21 protein-coding genes and 1 tRNA gene are annotated in these 23900 nt (G+C 70.1%); 13 read left to right on the forward strand and 9 right to left on the reverse strand.

Annotation, left to right across the window (positions count from 1 at the left end):
• Positions 1–41: 41 nt before the first annotated feature.
• Together M0G41_RS00825 and M0G41_RS00830 are read right to left on the reverse strand one after the other, a co-directional pair.
• On the reverse strand, positions 42–479 hold the full coding sequence (locus M0G41_RS00825) for a bactofilin family protein (protein WP_343226455.1): 438 nt from the start codon (positions 477–479) through the stop codon (positions 42–44).
• A 1-nt stretch (position 480) separates the two neighbouring features.
• Positions 481–1206 carry a DUF6776 family protein gene (locus M0G41_RS00830; RefSeq protein ID WP_248204239.1) on the reverse strand — a complete coding sequence of 242 codons (726 nt, stop codon included), beginning with the start codon at positions 1204–1206 and terminating at the stop codon, positions 481–483.
• A gap of 136 nt (positions 1207–1342) precedes the next feature.
• Here M0G41_RS00830 and M0G41_RS18745 point away from each other — a divergent pair, with 136 nt between their 5' ends.
• The 6 genes from M0G41_RS18745 to M0G41_RS00860 all read left to right on the forward strand — a co-directional run bounded on the left by M0G41_RS18745 (position 1343) and on the right by M0G41_RS00860 (position 11079).
• Positions 1343–4132 carry a GGDEF/EAL domain-containing response regulator gene (locus tag M0G41_RS18745; RefSeq protein ID WP_248204241.1) on the forward strand — a complete coding sequence of 930 codons (2790 nt, stop codon included), beginning with the start codon at positions 1343–1345 and terminating at the stop codon, positions 4130–4132.
• A 34-nt stretch (positions 4133–4166) separates the two neighbouring features.
• Entirely contained in the window at positions 4167–6614 is a 2448-nt protein-coding gene (locus M0G41_RS00840) for a hybrid sensor histidine kinase/response regulator (RefSeq protein ID WP_248204243.1), read from the forward strand.
• Between the two features lie 175 nt (positions 6615–6789).
• The gene (locus M0G41_RS00845) at positions 6790–7692 is read left to right on the forward strand and encodes a diguanylate cyclase (protein WP_248204245.1); all 903 of its coding nucleotides are present in this window, start codon (positions 6790–6792) and stop codon (positions 7690–7692) included.
• Positions 7693–7989: 297 nt separating this feature from the next.
• Positions 7990–8316, forward strand: a complete 327-nt coding sequence (gene cutA, locus M0G41_RS00850) for a divalent-cation tolerance protein CutA (protein WP_248204247.1) — start codon at positions 7990–7992, stop codon at positions 8314–8316.
• An 11-nt stretch (positions 8317–8327) separates the two neighbouring features.
• On the forward strand, positions 8328–10514 hold the full coding sequence (locus M0G41_RS00855; RefSeq protein ID WP_248204249.1) for a protein-disulfide reductase DsbD domain-containing protein: 2187 nt from the start codon (positions 8328–8330) through the stop codon (positions 10512–10514).
• Positions 10501–11079, forward strand: coding sequence for a TlpA family protein disulfide reductase (locus tag M0G41_RS00860; RefSeq protein ID WP_248204252.1), 579 nt, complete (start codon positions 10501–10503; stop codon positions 11077–11079). The genes M0G41_RS00855 and M0G41_RS00860 overlap by 14 nt, the downstream gene beginning before the upstream one ends.
• 6 nt (positions 11080–11085) lie before the next feature.
• Here M0G41_RS00860 and M0G41_RS00865 read toward each other — a convergent pair whose 3' ends face one another.
• Positions 11086–12000 (reverse strand): DMT family transporter, encoded by a 915-nt coding sequence (locus M0G41_RS00865; RefSeq protein ID WP_248204254.1) that lies wholly within the window; start codon positions 11998–12000, stop codon positions 11086–11088.
• Between the two features lie 151 nt (positions 12001–12151).
• On the opposite strand from M0G41_RS00865, the gene aroQ reads away from it, so the two are divergent.
• From aroQ to purH, 7 genes are all read left to right on the forward strand, one after another.
• The gene (gene aroQ / locus M0G41_RS00870; RefSeq protein WP_248204256.1) at positions 12152–12601 is read left to right on the forward strand and encodes a type II 3-dehydroquinate dehydratase; all 450 of its coding nucleotides are present in this window, start codon (positions 12152–12154) and stop codon (positions 12599–12601) included.
• 52 nt (positions 12602–12653) lie between these two features.
• A complete protein-coding gene (gene accB, locus M0G41_RS00875; RefSeq protein ID WP_248204258.1) occupies positions 12654–13139 on the forward strand; it encodes an acetyl-CoA carboxylase biotin carboxyl carrier protein in 486 nt (161 codons plus the stop codon).
• Between the two features lie 91 nt (positions 13140–13230).
• Positions 13231–14598, forward strand: coding sequence for an acetyl-CoA carboxylase biotin carboxylase subunit (gene accC / locus M0G41_RS00880; RefSeq protein WP_248204260.1), 1368 nt, complete (start codon positions 13231–13233; stop codon positions 14596–14598).
• 204 nt (positions 14599–14802) lie between these two features.
• The gene (gene prmA, locus M0G41_RS00885) at positions 14803–15702 is read left to right on the forward strand and encodes a 50S ribosomal protein L11 methyltransferase (protein ID WP_248204262.1); all 900 of its coding nucleotides are present in this window, start codon (positions 14803–14805) and stop codon (positions 15700–15702) included.
• A 22-nt stretch (positions 15703–15724) separates the two neighbouring features.
• Positions 15725–16447, forward strand: coding sequence for a zinc-ribbon and DUF3426 domain-containing protein (locus M0G41_RS00890; RefSeq protein ID WP_248204263.1), 723 nt, complete (start codon positions 15725–15727; stop codon positions 16445–16447).
• Positions 16448–16563: 116 nt separating this feature from the next.
• The gene (locus M0G41_RS00895) at positions 16564–16821 is read left to right on the forward strand and encodes a helix-turn-helix domain-containing protein (RefSeq protein WP_248204264.1); all 258 of its coding nucleotides are present in this window, start codon (positions 16564–16566) and stop codon (positions 16819–16821) included.
• 233 nt (positions 16822–17054) lie between these two features.
• Entirely contained in the window at positions 17055–18626 is a 1572-nt protein-coding gene (gene purH, locus M0G41_RS00900) for a bifunctional phosphoribosylaminoimidazolecarboxamide formyltransferase/IMP cyclohydrolase (RefSeq protein ID WP_248204265.1), read from the forward strand.
• On the opposite strand, the gene M0G41_RS00905 is transcribed toward purH, so the two are convergent.
• From M0G41_RS00905 to M0G41_RS00930, 6 genes are all read right to left on the reverse strand, one after another.
• On the reverse strand, positions 18598–20364 hold the full coding sequence (locus tag M0G41_RS00905; protein ID WP_248204266.1) for a diguanylate cyclase domain-containing protein: 1767 nt from the start codon (positions 20362–20364) through the stop codon (positions 18598–18600). The two genes, purH and M0G41_RS00905, sit on opposite strands and share 29 nt — an antisense overlap.
• 202 nt (positions 20365–20566) lie before the next feature.
• Positions 20567–21856: a tryptophan--tRNA ligase gene (locus M0G41_RS00910; protein WP_248204267.1), complete on the reverse strand. Its 1290-nt coding sequence runs from the start codon at positions 21854–21856 to the stop codon at positions 20567–20569.
• A gap of 36 nt (positions 21857–21892) precedes the next feature.
• The gene (locus tag M0G41_RS00915; protein WP_248204268.1) at positions 21893–22033 is read right to left on the reverse strand and encodes an entericidin A/B family lipoprotein; all 141 of its coding nucleotides are present in this window, start codon (positions 22031–22033) and stop codon (positions 21893–21895) included.
• 29 nt (positions 22034–22062) lie between these two features.
• Complete coding sequence (gene rocF / locus M0G41_RS00920; protein WP_248204269.1) at positions 22063–22977, reverse strand: arginase; 915 nt, start codon at positions 22975–22977, stop codon at positions 22063–22065.
• Positions 22978–23029: 52 nt separating this feature from the next.
• Positions 23030–23105 (reverse strand) — tRNA-Thr (locus M0G41_RS00925).
• Positions 23106–23169: 64 nt separating this feature from the next.
• Entirely contained in the window at positions 23170–23859 is a 690-nt protein-coding gene (locus M0G41_RS00930) for an SPOR domain-containing protein (protein WP_248204270.1), read from the reverse strand.
• Positions 23860–23900: the final 41 nt, after the last annotated feature.

The following is a 23900-nucleotide window of genomic DNA, read 5'->3' on the forward strand; positions in this document are numbered from 1 at the left end:
GTATCGGCAGGCTGGCTGAACCTCGCGTGGAGGTCGGCGGCTCAGGCCGCAGCCTCCTCCCGCGCCTTGCGTACTGCCTCGGGTTTGGGCAGCTGCTTGGCCGGCGGCAGCTCGCCGTGGACCATGCGCCCGGTGATCATCGCGCCGGCGGCCATCTCGACCACCTTGTAATACACGTTGCCCTGGATCCGCGCGTTCGGGCCAAGCTCGATCCGCTCGGTGGCGTAGACGTCGCCGTGCAGTTCACCGTTGACCATCACCATCGGCGCACGCACCTCGCCGTGGATCGCCCCCTTCTCGGCCACCGTGAGCAGCGCGCTGCTGGCATCGGCTTCAGCGAACACGCCGCCGTGGATCGTGCCCTCGACATAGAGGCCACCACTGAAGTGGACATCGCCGCGAATGGTCACCTGGGCACCGATGAGTGTTTCGACGCCGGTTCCGCCGCGCACGGGCTTGCTCTTCTCCCCTCCGAACATGTCAGGCTCCTGCTTGTCTGCGGGTATCTTCCCACGGGATGGTCTGGTCCACATCGGCCCCCTCGCGGGTCAGCCGGACGCGCACCCGCTGTGGCTGGAATCCATCCGGCAGCATGATGCTCCCGGAAAGCTGCTGGAAGTAGCGGAACGAGAACGGGCGCGGGGCACCGTCGCGCTGCGGATTGAGCTCGCGCCACCCCAGCACCTTGAGCGCGCCATCGGCAACGCCCTCGACCGAAAACGTGAGGTCGCCCTCGGTCAGGCCGGAACGCTTGATGTTCTGGGTCAGGGTGATCTCGTAGCGGAGGTCCCCGGAGGCGCCCGGTTCGAACACGACGCTGTGCACGGCCAGCCCCTGCCGCTTCGCGCTGCCGCCGACCAGCCGCTCGTAGAACCCGACGTCGGCACGCAGGCTGGCGATCTCTTCCTCGCGCTCGGACAGCGAGGCCTGGAGTTGCGCCAAGGCCTCGCGGTTGACCTGCTCGGCCCGGGAAAGCACGGCGTTCTTCTGCAGCGCGGTCTCCAGCTTGACCTGAAGCGCCAGGTTCTCCTCGTTGAGCGCGTCGAGCTGGTCCATCGACTCGCCAAGCAGGGGCACCGACCAGCGGTGCACGACCAGGGCAACCAGCGCCAGGCTGGCCAGCCAGGCCAGGGTCAGCAGCGTCCAGCGCCAGCGGGCACGCGGGCGGCGCGGAACGATCATGAAGTCGGAGGCCGGCTGGGCCATGCGGCGGAACACCCTCTGCGGGTTTCAGGGGGGCTGAGTTAGCCAGCCGGGGCCGGCAGCGTCAAGGCAAACGCTGACAGTCCGACAAGCCCAGCGTTATAGTCCGCGCGACCCTCCTCAGGAATCGCCCTAGCTCGTGGCCACCCTCGCACCGGAAGACAGCCAGCAGCGCGCGGAGCTGCGCATTGCCTTCCTGCGTCACCTGCCCAAGCGCCTGCAGCAGGTCTGCCGCCGCGGGCGGCGGTTCTGCGAACAGGGCTGGGACATCAACGGGCTTTCGGTACTGCACGACGATGTCCAGCGCATGGCCGGCGTCGCCGGTCGCTACGGCGCGGTGGATGTCAGCAAGCAGCTGCTCGCCGTGGAAGAGCTCCTCGGCCGCTTCCTCGAACAGGAGCAACTGCCGGACAGCGCAGCCAACCGGACGCTGACCGGTCTGCTCGACGGGCTCGCGCCGGAGCTGCCCGGCACGGCGCCGGTGATCACCGCGCCGGTCGGCGATTCGGGCGCCAGGATCGAGCGCGCCGAGGCCACGCCCTCGCACTACTGGCGGCGCTGGACCGGCGATCTGGACGAGCCGCTGCCGGCGGCCGAGGACCTGCCCGACGGAACGGATGTCCACTCCCGCGCAGGATTCTCGCTGGATGCGGTCGGCACATCGCCCGGGGCGGGAGATTCGATCGAGATCGCAGCGGCTCCCCCGATTCAGCCTGCGTCCGAACGCCCTGCGCCGGCCGCGGCGCCGGCGCCACCCCGCCCTGCGCAGCGTCCGGCCGCGGCCGCGCCGCGTCCTGCGGCTACGCCGCCCAGGCCGACGGTACCCGCCGCGCGCCCCGCCGCCCCGCCGCGGGCGACGCCCCAGGCACCGCAGAGCAAGTCCTCGGCGCGCATCTACCACCTGAGCGACGCCGGCCCGGTCTCGCTCGAGCTCGACCAGCGTCTGGAGACGATGGGCTACGAGCTGGAACTGCTGGAGAGCGCCGATGAGCTGCGCGAGGTGCTGGCCGCGCTGGCCCCCGACCTGCTGATCGTCGACGCCGAGTTCGAACACGAGCTGGAATCGATCGGTCAGGTGCTGAAGACCACCCGCGACCGCAGCAATGCCAAGCTGCCCCTGCTGGCCATCGCCAGCGAGGACAGCATGCAGATCAAGCTGGCCGCGCGCCGCGCCGGGGCCGATGCACTGATGATCGCGCCACCTACGGCGGCCGACGTGCTGGCCCGTATCCACGAGCTGCTCGAGAGCAGCGGCGAGGAGAGCTATCGCGTGCTGATCGTCGAAGACGACCGCTCGCAGGGCCTGTTCGCCGAGTCGATCCTGCGCAATGCGGGGATGGAGGCCAAGGTTGTCTCCGACGCCTTCGAAGTGCTCGACGCCATGGACGCCTTCAAGCCCGACATGGTGCTGATGGACCTGTACATGCCGGAGTGCGACGGCACCGAGCTGACCGCCCTGATCCGCGAACGCGACGAATACCTGCACACGCCGATCGTTTTCCTTTCCGGCGAAAGCGACCTCGACAAGCACTACGCGGCGCTCGACGCCGGCGGCGACGACTTCCTCAGCAAGCCGATCCGGCCGAAGCATCTGATCGCCGCGGTCAGCAACCGCGTGCGCCGCGCCCGCGCCATGCTGCGACGGGTCGGCACCCAGGACCCGCGGGACGCGGTGACCGGCCTGTACAACCGCCGTTATGCGCTGGACCGCATCACCGAGCTGCTTGGCGCCGAGGACGTCCGCTCGCGGCCCGGCGGCGTGCTGTTCTTCGATCTTGACGGCATCGGCGCCTTGCGCGAGAAGCTGGCCCTGTCCGGCCTCGAACAGCTGCTCGGCGAGGTCGGCGCCCTGCTCGTCGGCGAACTCGACGGCCCCGACTTCGCCACCCGCTATGGCGACGGCTGCTTCGTGGTGGTCTGCCCGGACCGGCCGGAAGGCGCGCTGGACACCCTGGCCAGCGAAACCCGGGCCAAGCTCATCGCCCACAGCTTCAGCGTCGGTGGCCGCCCGCTCAGGCTGCGCGTCTCGGTCGGCGTCTGTGCGCTGCGACATGGCTTCGCGGACGCCGGCGGCCTGCTCAATGTCGCCGAGCGCTGCTCCCGCGAGGCACGCGGCAGCGAGCGTGGCGTGCGTCGCTATGAGCCAGAGCGGCGCACCGAGGACCCCAAGGCCAGCTCCCTGACCCTGCTGATCCGCGAGGCCATCGAGCGCGATGGCTTCGAACTGCTCTACCAGCCAATCGTCGCCGTGCAGGGTGGCGAGGAGTCCCAGTTCCAGACTCTGCTCCGGCTGCGCGACGGCGAGGGCAAGCTGCATACCGCCGCCGAGGTCCTGCCGTTGGCCGAGAAGGCCGACCTGATGGTCGATGTCGACCGCTGGGTCCTGGCCAGCGCCCTGCGCACCATCGAACAGCGCCGCAGTGCAGGCAAGCCGGTGCGGCTGTTCGTCAACCAGGCCGCGAGCAGCCTTGCCACGCCCGGCCACGGCGACTGGATCGCCAGCCAGCTCAAGGCCCGCGGCGTCCCCGGCAGCGAGCTCGTGCTGGAACTGACCCTCGACGACATCGATGCGCATACCCGCGACATGGTCGGCTTCTGCGAGGCCCTGATTCCGACCGGTGTCCGCTTCTGCCTGTCCCGCTACGAGCACAGCTCGATCGGCGAATCGGTGCTGGAGATGCTGCCGGTCGACTTCGTCAAGCTGGCGCCGAAGTACCTGATGGCCCTGAACCTGCCGGGTACCCGCGACGACCTCAGGCAGATCGTCGAGAATGCCCACCGCCGCAGCCTGCAGGTGATCGCACAGCGGGTCGAGGACGCCCAGTCCGCGGCTACGCTGTGGATGTCCGGCATCGACTTCATCCAGGGCAACCTGGTCCAGCAGGCGAGTGGCGAACTCAATTTCGACTTCCAGGCGGCCGTGCTCTGAGCCGCCGCACCGAACGCAGCGAGGCCCCGTTACGATGAATCTGCCTGTTGTGTGGTCCCGGCTTGCCCTCGGCTCCGCCGCGCTGGCGACGGTCGTGCTGCTCTTGCAGTGGGCGATGCCGCATCCGGCGCTGCTCTGGCTGGCCCTGCTGCTGGCCGGCCTCAGCGCGGCAGGACAATGGCTGGCAGGCCGGTCGCCCGGGACCAACGGCGCCGCGCCCGTGCAGCGGCGCGAGCCGGTCGCCGGCGACCTCGCCGGGGGGCGTCGCGACGAGCTCCTCGAGCTGCGCTCGGAGATCGAGCGACACAAGGCACTGGAGCAGGAGTTGCTGGCCGCCAAACAGGCGGCCGAGGCGGCGACCATGGCCAAGGGCGAGTTCCTCGCCACCATGAGCCACGAGATCCGTACGCCGCTGAACGGCATCATCCCCCTGCTCGACATCCTGCTGACCTCGCCACTCGGCCCCGATCAGCGTGACTACGTGCAGACCGCCTTCGGATCGGCCCGGCAGCTGCTGCGGATCGTCGACGACATCCTCGACTACTCCAAGCTCGAGGCCAGCAAGCTGGAACTCGAGACCGTCGGCCTGAACCTGAAGGAGGTCCTCGAGGGCGTCCAGCGGCTGATGGAGAAACCCGCCGAGGCCAAGCAGATCGGACTGAACCTCGCCATCGATCCTTCCGTGCGCCTGGCCGTTCGCGGCGACCCGGTGAGGCTGCGGCAGATCCTCACCAACCTGGTCAGCAATGCGGTCAAGTTCACCGACCGCGGCGCGGTCACCCTCAGCGTCAGCCGCCGCGGCGAGACCCGCACCCACCACGACCTGCGCTTCGAGGTTCGCGACACCGGCTGCGGCGTCGCCCCCGAGGCGGCCTCGAAGCTGTTCAAGCCCTTCTCCCAGGCCGACGCCTCCACCACCCGCACCTTCGGCGGCACCGGCCTTGGTCTGGTCATCTGCAAGCGCATCGTCGACCTGATGGGCGGCCAGATCGGCGTCGAGAGCGAGCTTGGCAAGGGCTCGGTGTTCTGGTTCCAGATCCCGATGCTGAAAGCGGTGGGTGACATGGGCAGCGCCCGCCACCATGGCCTGCAGGGCTCGCGCATCCTGGTCCTGAGCTCGGACCCCCAGCTCCTGCGGCGGCTCTCGGTGAGCATCCCGCAGTGGGGGGCGACCCCGGTGCCGGCCTCGAACACCCAGGAGGCGCTGACCAAGCTTCGAGCCGCAGCCAATCGACCGGACGCATTCAGCTTCCAGCTGCTGATGGTCGACCTCAACTCGGTGCGCACCACCGCGCTCGGGCTGCACCGCAACCTGATGCGTGAAGGGGGGCTGGAAGACCTGCGCGTGGTTTACCTGCAGGGCGAGGAGCCACCACCGGAGGAGATCGTCAACTCCGACCGCGTGCTGGTACTGCCGCGCTCCAGCAACGATGCCGAGCTTCGTCAGCTTCTCGGCCGCCACCTCGACGATCCCGGCGCATCAACCGGCGCAGCAGAACCCGACGTCCGGGTCAGCGCCCCGGCCAGGGGCGCGGCGCGCCCGCTGCCGGCGGCGCCCGCGGCCCGCCCGCGCCCCGCTGCGCCGGAACCGGCAGCCCCCGCGCCCTCCCCGCCGCCCGGCCCGAAGCTGCGCGGCCACATGCTGCTGGTCGAGGACAACCCGGTGAACCGCCAGGTGGCGCAGCGCCTGCTCAGCCTGTCCGGGCTGACCATGGACTGCGCCGAGAACGGTCGCGAGGCGGTCGACATGTCGGCCCGAGGCCGCTACGACGCCGTGCTCATGGACTGCCAGATGCCGGTGCTGGACGGCTACGCGGCGACGAGGGAGATCCGCGAACGCGAGAAGAAGGCCGGGATGGACCGCATCCCGATCATCGCGATGACCGCCAACGCCATGGTCGGCGACCGCGAGAAATGCCTCAACGCCGGCATGGACGACTACCTGTCCAAGCCGCTGAACCGCCATCTCCTCGAACAGACCATCCGCAAGTGGCTGATGCGCCGCGCCGAGTCCTCGCCGGTCAGCGTGATCAATGATCGCGAGCCGGAGTCCAGCCCGCCGGCGCGGTCCGCGCCGGCCCCGCAAGCCAAGCCCGCCGCCGCCCGGCCAGGGCCTCGCCCTGCGCCCCCTCCGGCCCCGCCGCGCGCCGATCCGATCAACCGCGAGGTGGTCGACGACCTGAAGGAGATCATGGGCGCCGAGTTCGACTCCCTGGTCCGGGTCTTCCTCGAGGACGCACCGCGCTCGATCGAGCGCCTGCGCCAGGCCGCCGAGGGCAAGGAGATCGATTTGATGGTCGGTCCGGCACATACCCTGAAATCGACCAGCGCCAACCTTGGCGCGATGGAGCTCTCGGCGATCGCCAAGCAGATCGAGTACGGTGCAAGACAGAAGAACCTGGACGAGCCGCTGACCCGGGTCGCCCAGCTGGAGCAGGAGTTCTCCCGGGCCGACCAGGCGCTGCGCATGCTGCTCGGCTAGTCCGGGGGAGCGTCCGGGCCTTCGAACGACCGGCCACTCGCTGCCGCAGGCGGATGACCGGCGCGACCTCGGGACCGGGCCTCACCGAGGTGGATTTCGGCACCCCGCCACGGCGCCGTCGGCCGGTTAAGGTCCACCGGTGCAATAATCAGCCGATCCCCGGCAGGAAATCGACGTGGAACACGGGACCATCAAGGGCAAGATCCTCACCGAGGTCACCGCGCGAGTGCACTCGCCCTCGCTCACTTCCGACCTGCGCCCGTGGTGTCTGAAACTCGTTAGCGGCGGCCAGGTCGGCCAGACCTTCCCGCTCGGCGATTCGGTGGTGGTCGGCCGCGAACACGGCGTCGACGTGCAGCTGCCCGAGGCCAGCGTCTCTCGCCGCCACTGCCACCTTTACCGCAAACGCGGCGGCTACTGGGTCACCGACCTCGGCGCCACCAACCCGACCCGGGTCAACGGCATGCAGGTCACCGCGACGCCGATCCTCGACGGCGACCTGCTGCGCTGCGGCGACCTCGACCTGAAGCTGCTGGGGCCGCGCAACGCCGACAACCCGATCGACCAGCCCGCCTCCAATCCGCAGGCACGCGACCCGCTCACCGGGCTTGCGACGCGCCAGCAGTTCCGTGAAGCCACCGAGGCGGCCTTCGAGGACTCGCGCAAGGGCAACGCCTACTCGCTGCTGGTGCTGGATGTCGACCATTTCAAGCACATCAACGACCGCTTCGGCTTCAGCGCCGGCAACCGGGTACTGGGCGCGCTCGGCAAGCTGCTGCGCGACCAGTGCCGGGGTGAGGAGTTTGCCGGCCGCATCGGCGGCGAGGAGTTTGCCCTCCTTCTGCCGGGCACCGCCAAACAGGAAGCGATGCGCTTCTCCGAGCGCCTGCGCCAGTCGATCGCCGCCCAGGAACTGATGGAGGATGGCGAGCCGATGACCTTCACCGCCAGCTTCGGCGTGGCCGTGGTCCGCGCGACCGATGGCTCCGCGGATGTCTTCTATGGCCGCGCGGATGCCGCGCTCTACGAGGCGAAAAGGCTGGGCCGCAACCGGGTAGTGGCCTTCCCCGACGGCTGATCGGGGCCCGGGGTCCAGCGCTCCGGCGAGGGGACGGTTTGGGCCGCGAAGCAGACGTTCCGCGAAACCCGAATGTAGGAGCCAGCTTGCTGGCGATAGGCGCCCCGGACGGGATGATCGCCAGCAAGCTGGCTCCTACAGCGGGACCGAGGCGAATGCGCACTCTGCGCCCGGATTTGGCCTTCCTCTGCCCCGGCCGGCCCGAAGGCAGACCCCGCGATTTGAGCCGGCCCCGCTCGCCGGCCTAGAGTGTCGCCATTGGGCGCCGGCCGACCCGCGCCGCCGCCGGGAGCCCCCATGCGCTGTCGCCTGCTGCTGTCCTCCGCCCCGCCCGAGCGTGCCGAATCGATCGGCCGCCATCTGGTCGAACAGGGCGTCGCCGCCTGCGTCAGCCTGCTGCCGGGGGCGCGCTCGATCTATCCCTGGAAAGGCAAGGTCGAGCAGGCCGACGAGAGCCTGCTGCTGATCAAGAGCGCGGCCGAGGTCGGCGTCATCGAGTCCGCCCTGCGCGCCGTGCATCCCTACGAACTTCCGGAGCTGATCGCGGTCGACATCCAGTCAGGCCTTGCGGCCTATCTCGATTGGGTGGCCGCGCATTCGCGTGGGGTGCCGCCCGCCGACTGACGGAATACCCGATGCTCAAACTGCTTTCCTGGCCGCTGCTGGCCCTCGCCCTCCTCGCGCCGGCGCAGGCCGCCGTCGATGAATCCGACCTGCTGCCGGTGGACGAGGCCTTCGTCCTGACCCACGAGGTCGAGCCCGACGGCAATATCGTGCTGCGCTGGGACATCGCCGAGGGCTATTACCTCTACCGGCACCGGTTTGCAGTGGAGGCCGAGCCCGGCTTCCGCCTCGACAGCGTGGTCTGGCCGCCGGGCACGCCGCACGAGGACGAGTTCTTCGGCAAGACCGAGACCTACCGCGGCTCGGTCACGGCTCGCCTGCTTGGCGCCCCGGAAGCACGCACCGCGCGGCTGGCGCTGCGCTACCAAGGCTGCGCCGACCTCGGCATCTGCTATCCGCCGCAGAAGCGCAGCCTCGAGGTCGCCCTGCCGGACGGCATGGCGGTCGCGCCGGCGCCGGCCCTGCCCATCGGCCTGCCGGCCGGCCCCAGCAGCCCGCTGCTGCCTGGCGCCGCGCCGCCTTCCGGCGGCGTGGTCGATGCCGAGCCGCTGCCGCCGGAGCAGGCCTTCGGCGTCGAGGCGATCGCCAACAGCGGGGGCGAGCTGCTGCTGCGCTTCACCCCGGCCCCGGGCTATTACCTCTATCGCGACAAGACCCGGCTCGCCCTGCGCGAGACCGAAGGCATCGCCCTTGGCGTGCCCGGCTGGCCCGAGGCCACCCCGCACCGCGATGAGCACTTCGGCGAGGTGATGGTCTACTTCGATCAGGTCGAGGTGCCGCTGCCGCTGCGCCGCGCGCGTGGCGAGGCCATGCGCCTGGTGCTCGACGTCGAGATCCAGGGCTGCCAGACCGACGGCATCTGCTATCCGCCGATGCAGCGCGTGCTGGACATCGCCCTGCCGGCCGCCGACCCGGCCAGCCTGGTCGACCCCGTAGCGCTGGCTGGCGAGGAACGCGCTCCAGCAAGCGGCGGAGAGACGCTGCCGCATGCCGGCCTCGCCCTGCTGTTCGCTCTGCTCGGCGGCCTGATCCTCAATCTGATGCCCTGCGTGTTGCCGGTGCTGTCGTTCAAGCTGATCGGCCTCGCCGAATCGCGGGAGAGCGTCGCCGCGGCGCGCCGCCACGCGCTCTGGTACACGGCCGGCGTGCTGCTCAGCTTTGCCGCCATCGGGCTCGGCGTGCTCGCCCTGCGCGAGGGCGGGCAGGCACTGGGCTGGGGCTTCCAGCTCCAGCAGCCGGCTGTGGTGGCCGGCCTGGTCTACGTCATGCTGGCGGTCGGCCTGTCGCTGTCCGGCCTGTTCCAGATCGGCGCCGGGCTGGCCGGGGCCGGCCAGTCGCTGGCCCAGCGCGGCGGCCGCAGCGGTGATTTCTTCACCGGCGTGCTCGCCGTCGTCGTCGCCACGCCCTGCACCGCGCCGTTCATGGGCGGCGCCCTGGCCTTCGCCTTCGCCGCCCCGCCACTACTGGCCCTGGCGGTGTTCCTGGCCCTCGGCCTGGGCCTTGCCCTGCCCTTCCTTCTGATCGGCCTGGTCCCGGCGCTGGGCCGCCTGCTGCCGCGCCCGGGCGCCTGGATGGAGACCCTGAAGCAGCTGCTCGCCTTCCCGATGTACCTGACCGCGGTCTGGCTGGTCTGGGTGCTGGCCAAGCAGCGCGGCGCCGACGCGGTCGGCTGGGTGCTGATCGGCGCGACCCTGCTGGGCCTCGCCGGCTGGGCGCTGGGTCAGGCCCAGCAGCGGGCCCGGCGCTGGGGCCTCGCGCTGGGCGTGGCAGCCCTGTTGGCTGCAATGTGGCCGCTGTTCGCGGTCTCCGCGCTGCCTGCCGCCCCGTCGACCACTGCACAGCGCTCGAGCGACGGCAGCGAGCCCTACTCGGCGGCGGCCCTGGCCGAGGCGCGCCGGGCCGGCCGCGTGGTCTTCGTCAACATGACCGCCGACTGGTGCGTGACCTGCAAGGCCAACGAGAAAAGCGTGCTTTCCGGCGCCGCCTTTGCCGAAGCGATGCAGGCCAGCGGCGCGGTGTACCTGAAGGGCGACTGGACCAATGTCGACCCGGCCATCACCGCGTTTCTGGAGGATCACGGGGCGGTGGGCGTGCCGCTCTACGTGGTCTTCCCCGCCGACGGCGGCGACGGCCGCCGCCTCCCGACCCTGCTGACGGACGCTATCGTGACCCAGGCCCTTGAAGATGCCCGACGCTGACGCCACCCTGCCGCGCTGGGCCGGGCCCGCGATCATCCTCGGGCTGGCCCTGCTGGGCGGCCTTGCCGGCGTGCTGGCAGGGCGCGCCTTCCTGTCGCCGGCGCCGCCCGCCGACGGCCCCGGCGTGATCGCCGAGGGCGAGGCCGCTCCGGCCCTGACACTGCGCCAGCTCGATGGCGGCAGCCAGCCTCTGGCCGGCTGGCGCGGCCAGCCCGTGCTGATCAACTACTGGGCCACCTGGTGCCCGCCCTGCGTCAAGGAGCTGCCGATGCTGGAGGCCCTGCACGCCACCCGCGAGGGCCAGGGCCTTGCGGTGATGACCATCGCCCAGGAGGACGATGCCGGCGCGGTGCGCGCCTTCCTCGACCGCCACGGCCCGGGCCTGCCGGCCTTCATCGAGCCGCCCGGTGAAACCGACAGCTCAAGGACCTTCGGCAACCTGCGCGGCGTGCTGCCGTACAGCGTCCTGCTCGATGCAGAGGGCCGCGTGCTCAAGCGCAAGGCCGGCGCGTTCACCCAGGCCGAGCTGGACGACTGGGCCGAGCTGGCCCGCGGCGAGTCCTGACCGCGACTATCGGGCCAGCCGCTGCGCCCGCTGGCGCAGCACCAGCACATTCCCAAGCAGGACCAGGACCAGGCCGCCGACCAGGAAGGGCGTGATCAGCAGGCCTTCAAGCAGGCCCGAGAGCAGCAGGGCAATGACCGGGGTCAGCACGGCGCTGTAACCGGCGCGCACCGGGCCCAGCTCGCGGACCACGTTGAGATACAGCGCGAAGGCCAGGATCGAGCCGATCACCGACAGGTACACCAGGCTCAGCGCGTAGGCCGGGGTCCAGACGATCTGCCAGCCCTCGCCGCTTAGCAGCGCGGCCAGCACGGCCAGCACGGCGCCGACCATGAAGCCCCAGAAGTTCATCGCGAACAGCGAGGCGCCGCCGCTGATCAGCCGGCTGGACAGCACGTTGCCCAGGCCTACACAGATCGCTCCACCGAGGGCCAGGCCGACGCCGAGCAGGCGCTGCGGCGGTGCCGCGCCGGTCTGCACCGGCAGCAGGACCAGGGCCAGGCCGGCCACGCCCAAGGCCGCCGCCAGCCACAGCCGGGGCGGCGAACGCCGGCCGAGCAGCAGCGGCTCCAGCAGCAGCGAGACCACCACGTTGAAGGCGAACACCAGGGCGACCAGGCCCGAGGCGATATAGGCGGTGGCGCTGTAGGCGAACAGGTAGTTGATGCCGCACACGCACAGGCCCTGGACGAGGATCAGCGGCCACAGACGGCGCGGAATCCCCAGCGGCCGACGGGTGACCAGCATCCAGGCGGCCAGGGCCGCGGCGGCCAGGGCGAAGCGCAGCGCCACCGAGACGAACTTCGGCGTGCCGTTGAGCTGTTCATGGATGGCGTACCAGGTGCTGCCCCAGATCAGGGTCATGCCGGCAAACGCCCACAGGGCGAGGCCGCGCGGGGGCGGCAGGAGGGGGCTGCTCACGGGATCTCTCTTCGGGCGGAAGGATCCCGCCGAGGCTGTGGAAGCTTGACAGCCTTCACGGATGCTTGCCAGCAAATTCCGGCGAACATCGGCCAACTGGACAGGAACGCACGCTTGTCCGACACTGGCGCGCCTTCCGGGAGGGGAAGCGATGTCACGGATACTGGTCCTGCACGGGCCCAATCTCAATCTGCTTGGTGAGCGTGAGCCCGAGGTCTACGGGCGAGCCACGCTGGCCGATATCGATGCCGGCCTCGTCGAGGCCGCGAAGGCGGCTGGCCACGCGCTGGAGTCGCTGCAGAGCAATGCCGAGCACGTGCTGGTCGAGCGCATCCACGCCGCCCGCGCGGACGGCACCGGGTTCATCCTGATCAACCCCGGCGCTTTCACCCACACCAGCATCGCCCTGCGCGACGCGCTGGCCGGCGTCCGCATCCCCTTCATCGAGCTGCACCTGTCCAACGTCCACGCCCGCGAGCCGTTCCGCCGCCACTCGTATCTCTCCGACCTCGCGGTCGGGGTGATCTGCGGCCTGGGCGTCGACAGCTACCGGCTGGCGCTGGCTGCGGCGATCAGCCGGCTGGACGCGGCGGCCGCCTGACCCTTTCCACCCATCCCACCGGGACCCCACCGGATCTGCCCACGAGATGCCCATGGACCTTCGCAAGATCAAGAAGCTCATCGACCTGCTGGAAGACTCGAACCTGACCGAGATTGAAATCCGCGAGGGCGAGGAATCGGTTCGCCTTTCCCGGGCCATGGCCCAAGCCCCGGTGACCCACTACGTCGCCGCTCCGCCAGCCGCTGCGCACCACGAGGCGCCGCGCCCGGCCCAGGGCATGACCTCGCCCACCGAAGCCGCCACCGGCGGCCGCGCGCCGAGCGCGGGCAGCGGCCTGCCCGAGGGCCACGTCGTCCGCTCGCCGATGGTCGGCACCTACTACGCCTCGCCCAATCCCGAGTCCCCCGCCTTCGTGAAGGTCGGCCAGAGCGTCAAGGCCGGCGAGACCCTCGGCATCATCGAGGCGATGAAGATGTTCAATCCGATCGAAGCCGACGTATCCGGCACCGTCGTCGCCATCCTGGTCGAGAACGGCCAGCCGGTGGAGTTCGACGAGCCGATGTTTGTGATCGGCTGATGCCGAGGGCTCAGGTGCCAGGGCTCAGGGCTCAGAAGAGCTCGCGCTCCGGCTTTTCTGAGCCCTGAGCCCTGACTACTAGGCCCTTGCAATGCTAGACAAAGTCGTCATCGCCAACCGCGGCGAAATCGCCCTGCGCATCCTGCGCGCCTGCCATGCGCTGGGCATCAAGACCGTGGCCGTGCACAGCACGGTCGACCGCAACCTCAAGCACGTGGCCATGGCCGATGAATCGGTGTGTATCGGTCCACCGCCTTCGGCGCAGAGCTACCTCGACATCCCGGCGATCATCGCCGCAGCCGAGGTGACCGATGCGCAGGCTATCCATCCCGGTTACGGCTTTCTCTCCGAGAACGCCGACTTCGCCGAACGGGTGGAGAAGTCCGGCTTCATCTTCATCGGCCCCAAGGCCGACACCATCCGTCTGATGGGCGACAAGGTCGAGGCGATCAAGGCGATGAAGGCCGCGGGCGTGCCCTGCGTGCCGGGCTCGGGAGGACCGCTCGGCGAGGACGCCGCGGAGAACCTGCGCATCGCCCGCGAGATCGGCTATCCGGTGATCATCAAGGCCGCCGGCGGCGGCGGCGGCCGCGGCATGCGCGTGGTCCGCACCGAGGGCCACCTGCACAGCGCGATCACCACGACGCAGAGCGAGGCCAAGGCCGCGTTCGGCAATGCCATGGTCTACATGGAGAAGTTCCTCGAGAACCCGCGCCACGTCGAGATCCAGGTGCTGGCCGATGGCCAGGGCAATGCGATCCACCTCGGCGAGCGCGACTGCTCGATGCAGCGCCGGCACCAGAAGGTGGTCGAGGAGTCCCCGGCCCCCGGCCTGACCGCCGAGCAGCGCGCCGAGATCGGCAAGGTCTGCGTCGAGGCCTGCCTTCGCATCGGCTACCGCGGCGCCGGCACCTTCGAGTTCCTCTACGAGGACGGCCGCTTCTACTTCATCGAGATGAACACGCGCATCCAGGTCGAGCACCCGGTCACCGAGCTGGTCACCGGCATCGATCTGGTCCGTGAGCAGCTGCTGATCGCCGCCGGCAACAAGCTGTCGATCAAACAGAGCGACGTGGTCCTGCGCGGCCACGCCATCGAATGCCGCATCAATGCCGAGGACCCGGACAGCTTCATGCCCTGCCCCGGCCTGATCAAGCACTTCCACGCCGCCGGCGGCCCGGGCGTGCGGGTCGACTCGCATATCTACGAAGGCTATCGCGTCCCGGCCAACTACGACTCGATGATCGGCAAGCTGATCGTCCACGGCGCCGACCGCGCCCAGGCCATCGCCCGCATGCGCGTTGCGCTCTCCGAGATGGTCGTCGACGGGATCAAGACCAATATTCCGCTGCAGCAGCGGATCATGGCCGACGTCGGCTTCCAGCAGGGCGGGATGAACATCCACTACCTCGAGAAGCGGCTGAAGGAGCAGAAGGAGCGCGGTATCGATCTTGGGTGAATCGAGACGCTTGCGAGCTGCCGGTGGCAGCTCGCGTCTCGATTCACGGGCGAAGCAGGATGCGCAGCCCCGGAGCCGACTTGGTGAGGCCTGGATGGCCGAACCTAGTCGGCTTGCCGCAACCGCCCCCGCGGTCTCTTTCAGAATCCTGTCGATCGACCGGTCTTGGCAACCAATGCCCACCTCCCCGAGCAACCTGTAACCATGCCCCACCTCGAACTGACCCTGCGCTGCCGCGAGGCCGAGCAGCACCGCTACGAGCACGCACTGGAGGACGTCGGCGCGCTGGCCGTCACCCTGCTCGACGCTGACGCCGAGACGCCGAACGAGCGCGCCATCCTCGAACCCGGCGTCGGCGAGACGCCTCTCTGGGCCGAGATCACCCTTAACGCCCTGTTCGACCACCAGTGCGACCGCGAAGCCATTCTGTTGGCGCTGGAAGCCTTCGATGCCGACCTCGACCTGTCCTCGGCCTGCTGGCGCGAGGTCGCCGACCAGGACTGGGAGCGGGCCTGGCTCGACCAGTACCAGCCGATGCAGTTCGGTGAGCGGCTTTGGATCTACCCCTGGAACATCGAACCGGAAGGGCTGGCCGCGGGAGCCGTGGTGCTGCGTCTCGACCCGGGGCTCGCCTTCGGCAGCGGCACCCATCCGACCACCGCGCTGTGCCTGCAATGGCTGCAGGAGCAGGCGCTCGCCGATACGCATGTACTCGACTTCGGCTGTGGCTCGGGGGTCCTTGCCATCGCGGCGCTGAAGCTGGGCGCGGCGCGTGCCGACGGCATCGACAACGATCCGCAGGCCCTGGCGGCCAGCCAGGACAATGCGGATCGCAACGGCGTCGCCGATCGACTGGCGCTGTTCGATCCGGAGTCGGCGCCCGACCGCAGCTACCCGGTCGTGGTGGCGAACATCCTCGCCGGCACCCTCGATACCCTGGCCGAGGTGATTGCCGCACGCTGCGAGGCAGGCGGACGACTGGCGATGTCGGGCATCCTCCACGGCCAGCACGAGGCGCTTCTCGAGCGCTTTGCGCCATGGTTCGAGGACTTCGCGGTTGCCCGCCAGGAAGACTGGGTGCGGATCAGCGCCCGCCGTCGCTGAGCCGGCCGCTACACTTGCCGCCATGCTGACCCAGTGCCCGCACTGCGCCACGGTCTATCCGGTCGAGGCCGAACAGTTCCTGCCTTCCGGCGGGCGGGTGCGCTGCGGAGTCTGCTCGCGCGAGTTCGATGCGCTCGAGCGCCTGCGCCACGGACCGCCCGAGGCCGAAGCGCCGATCCTCGATCCTGAGCTCGCCGAACGCCAGGGCGAGCTGTTCGCCGCGGCCGCCGCCGATGGTGAGGATGCGAGCGTACCCCGCTTCGCCCAGCGCTTTGGGCCGCGGCTCGGCACTGCCGGACTGTGGTGGATCGGGGCGACGGTGTTGGCGGTGGTCCTGGTCCTGCAGATCCTTCTTGCCGAGCGACACCGGCTGGCCACCGACCCCGAATGGCGGGCGGCCTACGAGACCCTCTGCGGCGCGCTGGGCTGCTCGCTGCCGCCGTGGAAGGACAGCGCCGCGCTGCAGCTGCTGAGCCGCGAGGTGGGCCCGCATCCAAGCGAGGAGGGCGGTCTGCTGGTGACCGCGAGCCTGCGCAACAACGCACGCTGGGCGCAGCCGCTGCCGATGGTCGAACTGACCCTGGCCGACATCGACGGCCAGGTGGTCGCAATGCGCCGATTCCAGCCCTCGGAGTACCATGTCGGCGACACCCGGCAGCTGGCGCCGGGACAGACCACGAGCCTGCGGCTGGAAATTGCCGACCCCGGCAGCCAGGCCCTGGCCTTCGAGTTCGCCTTCCACTGATCCGATCGCCCGCCGCGCATCGGGAATCCCCTGATTTGCACTCGCCAATGAGACGTGGCGGGTCTACACTGCCCCTCCGCCAGTGCGCGGTGGCTCACCGAACACAAAGCTTCCCGATGCGACCCAGAAATTCCTCTTCCGCGGCATCCTCGCCGCTGCGCGAGCATGTTGCCCACGCTGTCCAACGCTACCTGTCCGACCTCGGGGAAACCGTGGACGGTGACCTGCGCGCGTTCGTGCTGAGGGAAGTCGAGGAGCCGCTGTTCCGCGAGGTCATGAACCACTACGAAGGCAACCAGACCCGCGCCGCTGCTGCCCTCGGCATCAACCGCGCCACCCTGCGCAAGCGACTGCGCGACCTCGGACTCGACTGACGCCCCCCGCGCATCGGGGTGCGGAATGGGCGCGAAGTTCGCATTCGCCCCGGTCCCGCTGTAGGAGCCAGCTTGCTGGCGATAGTCGCCCCGGATGGGACGATCGCCAGCAAGCTGGCTCCTACATTCGGGTGTTGTGGAAGGTCTTCTTCGCGCCCGAACCGGACCATGGTGTACGGCCGACTTTGGCATGGCCGCTATAATCCGCGGCCCCGCTGCCAAGGACTCCCGCCATGACCGCCGACCGCCAGCCCATCCGCCGCGCCCTGCTCTCGGTCTCGGACAAGGACGGGCTGCTTCCGCTGGCCACGGCGCTGCGCGCGGCAGGGGTGGAGCTGCTCTCCACCGGTGGCACGGCGCGGGCGCTGCGCGAGGCGGGGCTGACGGTGCGCGACGTAAGCGAGCTGACCGGATTTCCCGAGATCATGGACGGCCGGGTCAAGACTCTGCACCCGAAGGTGCACGGCGGCCTGCTCGGTCGCGAGGCACTGGATGCCGAGGTCATGGCCGAGCACGGCATCGCCCCCATCGACCTGCTTGTCGTGAACCTCTACCCCTTCTCCGCAACGGTCGCGAAGCCGGACTGCAGCTACGCGGACGGCGTCGAAAACATCGATATCGGCGGCCCGGCGATGCTGCGGGCGGCGGCCAAGAACCATGAGCGGGTGACCGTGGTGGTCGACCCGGCCGACTACGTCGAACTGGGCGAGGCCCTGGTCGCAGGCGGCACCAGCGCGGCCCAGCGCCGGCGCTTTGCGGCCAAGGCCTACGCCCACACCGCGCAGTACGACGGCCAGATCGCGATGTGGCTGTCGGCGCGTGCCGAGGACGCCGGGCAGCCTGCCGTCTGGCCGCAAAGCTTCCACGCCAGCTTCAGCCTGCGCTCGGCGCTGCGCTACGGCGAGAATCCGCACCAGCGCGGCGCGCTGTTCGTGGAGGCCGGCGACCTCAGCGGCACCGTCGCCGGCGCCCGCTTCCTTCAGGGCAAGGAGCTGTCCTACAACAACCTCGCCGACGCCGACGCCGCGCTGTCCTGCGTGCGCCAGTTCGATCGGCCGGCCTGCGTCATCGTCAAGCATGCCAACCCTTGCGGCGTTGCCGTGGATGCCGACATCGGCCGCGCCTACCAGCGCGCCTACGCCACCGATCCGACCTCGGCCTTCGGCGGCATCATCGCCTTCAACCGCACGCTGGACGCGGCAACCGCGAAGGCGATCATCGACCAGCAGTTCGTCGAGGTGGTGCTGGCGCCGGCGATCGATGCCGAGGCCCTGCCGGTGTTCGCGCGCAAGCCCAACGTCCGGGTGCTGGAGTGCGGCGGGCTGGAGACGCAGCGCGCGGGCCTGCACCTGCAGCGCATCGATGGCGGCCTGCTGGTGCAGGACCGCGATATCGACCGTCTCGGGCTGCCCGAGCTCAAGGTGGTCAGCGCCAAGGCGCCCAGCGAGGCCCAGCTGGCCGATCTGCTGTTCGCCTGGAAGGTCGCCATGCAGGTGAAGTCGAACGCGATCGTCTACGCCCGCGATGCACAGACCGTCGGCATCGGCGCCGGCCAGATGAGCCGCGTGGTCAGCGCCAGGATCGCCGCCCTAAAGGCCGAGGAGGCCGGGCTTGAGGTCGCCGGGGCAGTGCTGGCCTCGGATGCCTTCTTTCCCTTCCGTGACGGGATCGATGCGGCGGCGCAGGCGGGGATCAGCGCGGTGATCCAGCCGGGTGGCTCGATGCGCGATGCCGAGGTGATCGCCGCGGCCGACGAGCACGGCATGGCGATGGTGTTTACCGGGGTCCGCCACTTCCGGCACTGAGCGCCGGGCCCTGCGCAAGCAGGGCCTCGAGCGGTTCGGGGATGTGCAGGTGGTGGCCCTGCAGCCAGCGCACGCCGGCGGCGGCCAGCCAGTCGGCATCGGCTGGGCTCTCGATGCCGCAGGCCACGCTGTCGGCGCCCAGCGCCTCGGCCAGCCTCACGGCGGACTCCACCATCGCCCGATCGATCAGGTCGGCTGCGCCGGCGCGGACCATCCGTGCGTCAAGCTTGAGCTGGCTCAGTGGCAGTCGGCGCAGCCCTTCGATCGCCGCCACACCGCCGCGAAAGCGATCGACGCCGATTCGCGCGCCGCTCCGGTGGATCTGTCGTGCAAACTCGAAGCTGTGAGGATAGCCGCCGACCAGCACGTCCTCCCCGATCTCGAACAGCAGTCGAGCGGCGCGGGTCGGATCGGACTCCAGCCGCGCCAGAAGCGCCTGTGAATAGTCGGAGGAACGCAGCGTCTGCTCGCCCAGATTGAGCTGCAGGCGCAGCCCCGGGTGCCTATCCAGCAGGGCCCATGCGCGGTCGAGCACCCAGCTGTCGATCCGCGGCACGAGGCGCAACTGGGCCGCCATGCCGAGCACCTGCGCGGCACGCAGACGCTGCCCGCCGTCCTGTCCGCAGGGGAGACGAAGCAGCAGCTCGAGCGGCCCGGCCTCGTTGCCCCGCGAGGGCAGCAGACGTTGGGCGTCCAACGCGAGCGCGCCGGAGGCGGTCGCGGCCTGCAGCAGGTCGCGCAGCTCGTCGAGCCCGGCATGGACGGCCGCATCGGCAGCCGCCGCGCTGACTGTCGAGACCCGGTTGCGCCCGCCGCGCTTGGCCGCGTAGCAGGCGGCATCGACCTCGGCGAGCAGCTGCTCGGCGTCCATCTCGTCGCTGAAGAAGTCCAGGGCGCCGACGCTGGCAGTGACCCGGTAGGACTGCCCCTGCCAATGGAAATCCAGCGCGTCGACGGTCTGCCGCAGCGATTCGGCGATGCGCTCGGCCACCTCCATGCCACATTCCGGCAGCAGCAGCACGAACTCGTCGCCACCGAAGCGGACCAGCAGGTCGCCGCGGCGCACCAGCGGGCGCAGTCGCGCGGACAGCTCCCTCAGCAGCTCATCGCCGGCGGCGTGCCCAGCGTGATCGTTGACCGCCTTGAAGTGGTCGAGATCGACGAACAGGACCGCATGCGGCCCGGCGGTATCGCCGGCCATCAGATCGCGCAACCGACGCAGCAGGGCCCGGCGGTTGGCCAGGCCGGTCAACGCATCGTGCTCGGCCTCGTGCTGCAACTGGCGGCTGGCGCGCTGCGCCTCGCTGACATCGCGGATGACCAGCAGGCTGGCGTGCAGATGGCCACCGTCCCTGAGCGGCAGCAGGGTGAGCGAAATGTCGCGCAACCGCCCATCGGGGCAGCGCAGGCGTGGCGCGCCGGAGGTGGCGGGGGGATCCGAGCGGTACGGGAGGGTCGGGTCCAGGCGCAGCGGCGCGCCCTCGGCATCCACCAGATTCAGGACCTTGTCCAGTGTCTGGCCAAGCGCCTGTCGGGCCCCGTCGCCGAGCAGCTTCTCGGCGGCCGGGTTGAGCCGCTGCACCCGACCGTCGGCGCTGCACAGGATGACCGCATCGGAGATCTCGCCGAGCAGCGCCGCGTGGACGTCGTGCAGGTGGCGCAGGCCCGACAGGGCGGCGGCCTCGCCCGAGGCCTCCGCTGGTCGCTCGCGTTCCCTGATCGGCGCCTGGTCCTGCATGCCTGCCCTCCGGGCCCGGGTGGGCCGGGGCGGAAGGCCCCGGAGTCCCGAGCGCGGAGCATGCCACAGTTCAAGCGGACGGGGGAGGCAAAAAGCCCGGCCGCCCGGCGCAAACGTCTGGCATGTCAGGCGCTTATCGGCTCGACAGGTCAAACCTCGCCCGCCGGTTAACCGGCGCCGTGCAGTGCCCGGCGGTGCCGGCTCAGCCTGCGAGCTGGCGCAGCGCGGCGCGGAGCGCGGCCTCGTCGATGCCCTCGCCAAGCCTCAGCCCGTCGGGCAGCCTGGCCTCCGGGTCGGCCTTGAGCGCGGCGACGGCCTGACCGGCCTCGCGCGGCTGCGGGTAGGCATCGCTCTGCGCCAGCAGGCGGCCCTCGGCGTCCAGCAGCTTGAAGTAGAAGCGACCATCCTGCTCGCGGTACTGCTTGAACTGCGGCAGGGCCGCCTTGCCGGTCGCCGCCGGCGCCGCGCTGCGGGCAGCGCTGCCAAGACGACCCAGACCGACCGCCTCGCGCAGCCTGGCCATGAAAGGCGTGGCCACCGTCCGCGCCCTGCGGGCACCGGCCTGCAGGATGTCCTCGATGTCATCCGGGCGGGCGATCAGCTCGGCATAGCGCTCGCGCATCGGGGCAAGATCGTCCTCGATGCGCGCCGCGAGACGCTGCTTGGCCTCGCCCCAGCCAAGACCCTCGCGCAGGGCCGTGGCAAAGCCGGCGGCCTCGGCTGGGCTGGCGAAGGCCTCGAAGATCAGTTGCAGGGCGGTGCCCTCCGGCTGCTTGGGCTCCCCCGGGGCGCGCGAATCGGTGACGATGCGCTTGATGGCCTCAAGGGTCGCCTTCGCACCGCCGGCAAACAGCGGCACGGTGTTGTCGTAGCTCTTCGACATCTTGCGCCCGTCGAGCCCGGGCAGGGTCGCGACCTGCTCCTCGATCACCGCCTCGGGCAGCTCGAACAGGGCCTCGCCGCGACCGAACAGGTGGTTGAAGCGCTGGGCGAAGTCGCGGGCCATCTCGATGTGCTGCACCTGGTCGCGGCCGACCGGCACCTTGTGCGCGTTGAAGATCAGGATGTCGGCGGCCATCAGCACCGGGTAGCCGTACAGGCCCATGCTGATGCCGGCGTCCGGGTCCTCGGCGGCGGCAACATTGGCGTCGACGGCGGCCTTGTAGGCGTGGGCACGGTTGAGCAGTCCCTTGGCCGACACGCAGGACAGCAGCCAGGCCAGTTCGGGAATCTCGGGAATATCGGACTGCCGGTAGAACACCGCGCGCTGCGGGTCGAGCCCCGCGGCGAGCCAGGTGGCGGCGATCTCCAGCCGCGAGCGGGCAACGCGCGCAGGGTCATCGCACTTGACCAGGGCGTGGTAGTCGGCAAGGAACAGGAAGCTGTCGACCTGCGGCTGCCGGCTGGCCTGGATCGCCGGGCGGATCGCGCCGACGTAGTTGCCGAGATGCGGGGTGCCGGTAGTGGTGATGCCGGTGAGTACGCGCTGCATGGATGCTTCCTTGCCCGGTCCGGGACGGACGACGGTCTACTTCTTGTTGCCCTTGGCGGCGCGCTCGATGGCCTCGCCCGCCTTCTGGATATCCTTGCCCGCGCCCTGCAGGGTGTTGCAGCCGGCAAGCGCCAGGATGACGAGGACCAGCAGCGCGCTGCCGAGGACGCGTTTCATGATGGAACTCCGTGTTCCCTGGCGCCGGCTCAGGCGCGCATCAGGGTGGACTTGCCGAACAGGCTCTCGACCAGGTCGACGGCCAGCCTCGCGGTCTGGTTGCGCTTGTCGAAGGCCGGGTTCAGCTCGACGATGTCCAGCGAGGCCATGCGTCCGGTGTCGGCGATCATTTCCATCACCAGCTGCGCCTCGCGATAGGTCGGCCCGCCCTTGACCGTGGTGCCGACGCCCGGGGCGATCGACGGGTCGAGGAAGTCGACGTCGAAGCTGACGTGCAGGTGGGTATCGGCGTCGACGCCTTCCAGCGCCTCCTCCATGACCCGGCGCATGCCGACCTCGTCGATGTAGCGCATGTCGTAGATGTCGAGCCCGACGTCATGGACCAGCCGGCGCTCGCCCTCGTCCACCGAGCGGATGCCGATCTGCCGCACCACCGAGGGATCGATCACCGGCTTGCGGTCGCCGATCTCGACCAGCGGCGCCGGGCCGATGCCGCACAGGCAGGACACCGGCATGCCGTGCACGTTCCCGGTGGGCGTGATGGCGCTGGTGTTGAAGTCGGCGTGCGCATCGAGCCAGATGATGCGCAGCTTTCGGCCGGTCTTTCGCGTGTGCGCGGCCACCGCGGTGATCGACCCGATGGCCAGGCAGTGGTCGCCACCCAGCACGATGGGCAGCCGGCCGCCCTCGAGTTCAGCGGCCACGGCGTCGCGCAGGGCGACGTTCCAGGCGACCACCTCGTTCAGGTGCCGGTAGCCCTCGGTCGGGGGCAGCCAGGGGTTGTAGGGGCCGGCGAGGTTGCCGCGATCGAGGACGTCGACGCCGCGCGCCTTCAATGCCTCCCCCAGCCCCGCGACACGCAGCGCTTCCGGACCCATCGAGGCACCGCGGTGCCCGGCACCGATGTCGGTGGGCACGCCGATCAGAGAGACGGCTTTGGACATGGAGGGGCTCCTTGCTGCAGGGCGCGCACGGGCAGGACCCGCGCGGCCGGAATGGTGCCGACAGTCCGATTCGAACGGACGACCTACCGCTTACAAGGCGGTTGCTCTACCAGCTGAGCTATGCCGGCGTGGCCGGCCATTGTAGGGGCTGGCGCGTCCCGCTTCACCCACGAGCCCGATCGTCGCGACGCCTCAGTCGGCCACGGCCGCCTCGCCCAGCTCGCAGGCGATCTCGCGGGTGCCGATGTCGCCCTGGCGGCCAAGCAGGGCGCGCCAGTCGACGCCACGGTCGACATCGATGTCGACCCAGTACTGCGGCAGTTCGTCGTTGCGCGGCTCGAGCTGGGCGTCGAAACCCTGGGCGCGGACCTGGCGGAGGCGGGCGTTGGCGTTGTTCTGGTCGCGGAACAGACCGAGCGAGACGCTGTTCTGGTCGTCACCGGCAGTTACCACGTAGTAGTCCGACAGGCCTCGGGCGGAAAGCTCCCGGGCAATCGCGAGCGCCTGCTCGCGGCTGCCCGGCGAGGCCAGGAACACCCGATAACCACGGCGGATGACCTCGCGGGTCTCGCGAAACTGGATCCGGTTGACCGCGGGGGTCAGCACGTTCATCGCCCGGCGCACGTCGACCTGGGTAACCCAGGGCCCGAGCTCAAGGCAGTCGCGGGCCTCCGGCTCGGCCAGAGGCTGGGGAGGTCCCACCGGCTCGGCCTCGGCAGGCACCGCGCTGGCCACGACCTGCTCACTGAGCAGCTGCAGGGCCGGCACACCGGGTTCGCTGGCCGCGACCACCGGCTCGGCGGGCTGCGGACGCAGCCACCACCACAGGCCGACGCCCAGGTTCATCACCAGCAGGACCAGGACGACGATCCGCGCGAACATCCGCCACTACCTCGAAGGGGCCTGCAGTGTAGCGACCCGGC

The sequence above is a fragment of the Pseudomarimonas salicorniae genome (assembly GCF_023156535.1).
GTDB lineage: Bacteria > Pseudomonadota > Gammaproteobacteria > Xanthomonadales > Xanthomonadaceae > Pseudomarimonas > Pseudomarimonas salicorniae.